Source organism: Streptomyces niphimycinicus (assembly GCF_018883605.1).
GTDB classification, from domain to species: domain Bacteria; phylum Actinomycetota; class Actinomycetes; order Streptomycetales; family Streptomycetaceae; genus Streptomyces; species Streptomyces niphimycinicus.
The window spans coordinates 1-4871 of the sequence record NZ_JAHLEM010000321.1 but is presented as its reverse complement, the minus strand read 5'-3'; the positions used below and the strand labels follow the sequence as shown (position 1 = coordinate 4871).

Below are 4871 nucleotides of genomic sequence, written 5' to 3'. Positions count from 1 at the left end.
CGCCAACGTCGGCCTTCAAAACCACAACCGGGTCTTGAAGGCCGACGTCACGGCCGGAAGCCGGATTAGCCAACAGCGTCCACCAGCGGGTCCGGCCCCTTCGCGTAGGGCTACGGGGCCATGACCGCCGGGCGGCGGCTGGCGATGACCCGCTTGGCGAGCGCCCGCGGGCTGGTCAGAAAGCCCCAGCCCCAGGACATGTGCATGGTCGCGAGCGCCACCGGGACCCGCAGCCGGGCCGGCACCGGAAGCCCCTTGCCCGCCGGGACCGAGCCCGCGACGATCGCGGCCAGATAGCCGCCGGGGATCACCAAGGCCCAGGGGGTGACGGCCGCGCCGACCACGATGCCCGCCGCGATGGCGACGACGGCGGTCGGCGGGGCGAGATAGCGCAGATTGATCGAGCCCTGGTGGAAGCGGGCGACGACATGGCGCCAGCGCCCGTAGTCCTTGTACTGCTTGGCCAGGGCCCGCACGCTCGGCCGCGGCCGGTAGGAGACCTTCAGCTCGGGCGAGAACCAGATGAGCCCGCCGGCCTCGCGGATCCGGAAGTTCAGCTCCCAGTCCTGGGCGCGGATGAACTCCTCGTTGTAGCCGCCCTGTTGCTCCAGCGCCTCGCGCCGGAAGACGCCCAGATAGACGGTCTCGGCGGGGGCCGCCTCGCCGCCGGTGTGGAAGGCCGCGTTGCCCACCCCGATCTTGGAGGTCATGGCGGCGGCGACGGCCTTCTCCCAGTCGTTCTCGCCCTCGGCGTGCATGATCCCGCCGACGTTCTGCGCGCCGGTCTCCTCCAGGAGCCGTACGGCGGTCGCGATGTAGTTCGGCGAGAGCATGCCATGGCCGTCGACCCGCACCACCACCGGATGGCGGGATGCCTTGATCGCCGCGTTCAGGGCGGCGGGGGTGCGGCCCGTGGGGTTGGGGACCGTATGCACCCGGGGGTCCTCCGCCACCAGTTCGGCGGCGATCTCGTCGGTGCGGTCCGCGGACGGGCCGAGCGCGATCACCACCTCCATCTCACCGTCGTACTCCTGCTCCAGGATGTGCCGCACGGCATTGCGCAGATGGCGTTCCTCATTGAGCACCGGCATGATCACGGAGACGGCCGGGAGCTGATGCGGGGGCATGGCACCTCGGGGTTCGGGGGCCGGGCCCCAGGTGACTGGGGGTGGGGCCCCAAAAGACTGCGATATCGCGCCCACGTTACCGCGAATGGGCGACACCGGAACGCGCCGCCCGGGTGGCAGTGCGCCACCCGGGCGGCGTGGGGCCGTCAAAGCGATCGTCGTATGGGCCTACGGTGAGGCGGTTCCGCCCAGCCCACCCGTTCACGGAGGTCCCCGGAGTGAGTGCACCGGCCCGATCGCCGCGCCCGCCGCGCCCCCGCTCCCGCCGCCCCCGATGGGGGCTGCGGCTCGCCACGGGCGGCGCCGCTCTGGTGCTGGCGGTCAGCGGCATCGGGCATCTGCTGGTCAGTGAGCTCGATTCCGGGATCCACCGGGTGGATGCCTTCGGCGGCCTGGACAACCGGCCGAAGAACACCGGCGGGGGCGTCAACTTCCTCGTGGTCGGCACGGACGGACGGGAGAAGATCACGCCTCGGGAGAAGGCGCTGTACCGGCTGGGCGGAGCCCCCTGCCGCTGCACCGACACGATCGTGCTGATGCATCTGTCGGGCGACCACCGCCGGGTCAGCGCGGTCAGCCTGCCCCGCGACTCGTACGCCCAGATCCCGGCGTACACCGACGCCACCGGCAAGCGCCATCCGCGCCATCCGCGCAAGCTCAACGCCGCGTACGCCGAGGGCGGGCCGAGCCTGACCGTGCGCACCGTGGAGCATCTGACCGGCGTCCATATCGACCACTACCTCGAGGTGGACTTCACCAGCTTCATGAAGACGGTCGATGTGCTCGGCGGGGTCAAGATCTGCACCTCACGGCCGCTGAAGGACGACCACACCGGGCTCGACCTGGCGGCCGGCACCCACGTCCTGAACGGCGGCCAGGCGCTCCAGTACGTCCGCTCCCGGCATGTCGACGGCACCTCCGACCTGGGCCGGATCCAGCGCCAGCAGCGCTTCCTGGCCGCCGTGGTCCACCAGACCACGGCCGGTGGCATCCTGCTCAACCCGGTGCGGTTCAACCGGGTGGCCGGGGCCCTGCTGGGCTCGGTCCGCGCCGATCACGGCTTCGGGGCGGCGGACATGGTGGCCCTGGGACGGGCGATGAGCGGTGTGACCCCCGCGTCCTCGGAGTTCGCCTCGGTCCCGGTGATCCTGCCCGGCGTCGCGGTGCAGGGGGCCGGCTCCACGCTCCGCTGGGACCAGCCCAAGGCCGGGCGGCTCTTCACCACCCTCCGCGAGGACCGGCCGCTGGTCGCCCACCACCCGAAGCCGTCCGGCGCCACCCCGGTCGACGTGGACCCGGGCCGGGTCCGGGTGCACGTGCTCAACGGCACCGATACGGCGGGGCTCGCCCGCCGCGCGGACCGCGCGCTGCATGCCACCGGCTTCGCCACCACCGGCTCCCCCGCCGATGCCGCGACCCCCGACGTCCAGCACACGGTGATCGCGTACGACCCCGTCTGGGACCGCTCGGTGCGCTCGCTGGCCGCCGCGCTGCCCGGGGCCCGGCTGAAGCCGGTGGTCGGACAGGGCGCGGTGATGCAGATCACGATCGGCGCGGACTACAAAGATGTGCGGCCGGTCCGGGTGGAGAAGCCGCGGAGCGACCCTGCCGGGTTCGAGGCCATCACCGGCGACGAGGTCGTCTGCCCCGAGGGCGCCACGCACGCCCTCTGAGCCGAGGGATCGCCCTCTGACCCGAGGGATCGCCCTCTGACCCGAGGAGTCACCGCCGGTGGGCGTCCTCGGTGTCGTCGGCGACGTCGTCGGCGGGGCGCGGGGCGACGCGCTGGGCGCGGAGTTCCTTGATCGCGCGGCGCCGGGCCAGCCGGTGGGTCCGGCGGATCTCGGCCTCCTGGTAGCGCCGCTTGTCCCGCTCGGTCCCCGGGATGACCGCGGGCACCGGCCGGGGCTTGCCGTCGGCGTCGACGGCGGCGAAGACCAGATAGGCGCTGCCGACCTGGGTGGCGGGCGTGGACTCGTTCCACCGCTCGGCCAGCACCCGTACGCCGATCTCCATGGAGGACCGGCCGGTCCAGTTGACCTGGGCCTTCACATGGACCAGGTCGCCGACTCTGACCGGTTCGAGGAAGACCATCTCGTCCATCGACGCGGTGACCGCGGGCCCCTCGGAGTGGCGGCCGGCGACCGCTCCGGCCGCGTCGTCCACCAGTTTCATGATCACGCCACCATGGACGGTGCCGAGGAGATTGGTGTCACTGCCCGTCATGATGTGTGACAGCGTGGTACGGGATGCGGAGGTGGGCTTACCCGGAAGCTCCGGTTCCGCACCGTGGGCCTGATTGGTCATGCCGTCCACCTTATGCGGACCGGATTCTTATCAGGTCTGCAACAGCCGTGCCCCGATCCGGCCCCCGCCCTGTAAGGCGACCCACTCGACCAGGCACACTGCCTTGCATGAGCGAATGGCCCCAGGGATCGACCGGCGACCGCAGCGGCCGGTACGGACGTGGTAGCGGCAGCCCCGAACCGGAGGGGGCCCGCGCCATGCCGCAAGTGAGGCGCTCGGCGCCCGGTGCGGGCGGTCCGCCGCCCTACAACGAACCGCCACTGCCGCCCGACCTCTCGCCGCACGGCACCATTCCGCGGCAGCAGGCGTCCCAGGGCTATGACGACTACGACGACGGCTACAACACGGGGCAGGTCTACGGCCACGGCAACGGCGGACCGGGCGGCGGTGGCCCCCACGGCCCCGGCGGTCCGGGCGGCCCCGGCCCGCGTCCGGTGAGGCCGAAGAACTGGAAGCGCCGGATAACCATCGGCCTGGTCACCCTGGTCGTCCTGCTGCTCGCCGTCGGCATCGGCACCTACATCTGGGCCGACTCCAAGCTCCGCAACGAGGTCGACCTCAGCAAGGTCGAGGACCGGCCGGGCGGCGGCAAGGGCACCAACTACCTGATCGTGGGTTCGGACAGCCGCGAGGGCATGTCCGACGCGGACAAGAAGAAGCTGCACACCGGCTCGGCCGACGGCCGCCGCACCGACTCCATGATCCTTCTCCATGTCGGTGAGAACGGGAACACCATGGTCAGCCTCCCGCGTGACTCCTGGGTCACCATTCCGGCCTTCACCGGCTCGGAGAGCGGCCGGCGGATCCCGCAGAGCCAGAACAAGCTGAACGCGTCGTACTCCTCCGAGGGCCCCTCGCTGCTCGTCCGCACGATCGAGTACAACACCGGCCTGAAGATCGACCACTATGCGGAGATCGGCTTCGACGGCTTCGCCAATCTCGTGGACGGGGTCGGCGGCGTCGACATCGACGTCCCGCAGGACATGAAGGACAAGAAGTCCGGCAATGACCTGAAGAAGGGCAAGCAGACGCTGGACGGCCAGCAGGCGCTCGCCTTCGTCCGGCAGCGCTACGGCCTCGCCGGCGGCGACCTGGACCGCACCAAGAACCAGCAGAAGTTCCTCTCCGCGCTGGCCAACAAGGCGGCCTCGCCGAGCACGATCATGAACCCGTTCAAGCTCTACCCGACGATGGGCGCCGGCCTGGACAACCTGGTCGTCGACAAGGACATGAGCCTGTGGGACGTGAAGGACATGTTCTTCGCGATGAAGAGCGTCTCCGGCGGTGACGGCAAGCAGATGAACATGCCCGTCTCCAACCCCGGCCTGGCCACCTCCAAGGGCAGCGCGGTGCAGTGGGACATGACCAAGGTCAAGCAGCTCATGAGCGAGCTGAAGAACGACGACAAGGTCACGGTCTCCAGCAACTGATCCAAGC

Annotated in this window: 4 protein-coding genes; 2 read left to right on the top strand and 2 right to left on the bottom strand. The window is 70.7% G+C overall.

Translation table 11 applies throughout. The features are described from left to right. Window positions 1-110 precede the first annotated feature (110 nt). Window positions 111-1127 (bottom strand): glycosyltransferase family 2 protein, encoded by a 1017-nt coding sequence (locus tag KN815_RS27070; protein WP_216344526.1) that lies wholly within the window; start codon window positions 1125-1127, stop codon window positions 111-113. A 218-nt stretch (window positions 1128-1345) separates the two neighbouring features. Between KN815_RS27070 and KN815_RS27065 the strand changes: the two genes are divergently transcribed. Then, entirely contained in the window at window positions 1346-2800 is a 1455-nt protein-coding gene (locus tag KN815_RS27065) for an LCP family protein (RefSeq protein ID WP_216344525.1), read from the top strand. 49 nt (window positions 2801-2849) lie between these two features. On the opposite strand, the gene KN815_RS27060 is transcribed toward KN815_RS27065, so the two are convergent. Further along, on the bottom strand, window positions 2850-3434 hold the full coding sequence (locus KN815_RS27060) for an acyl-CoA thioesterase (protein ID WP_216344524.1): 585 nt from the start codon (window positions 3432-3434) through the stop codon (window positions 2850-2852). Window positions 3435-3541: 107 nt separating this feature from the next. Between KN815_RS27060 and KN815_RS27055 the strand changes: the two genes are divergently transcribed. Next, window positions 3542-4864 (top strand): LCP family protein, encoded by a 1323-nt coding sequence (locus KN815_RS27055; protein ID WP_216344523.1) that lies wholly within the window; start codon window positions 3542-3544, stop codon window positions 4862-4864. The last annotated feature ends 7 nt before the right edge of the window (window positions 4865-4871 follow it).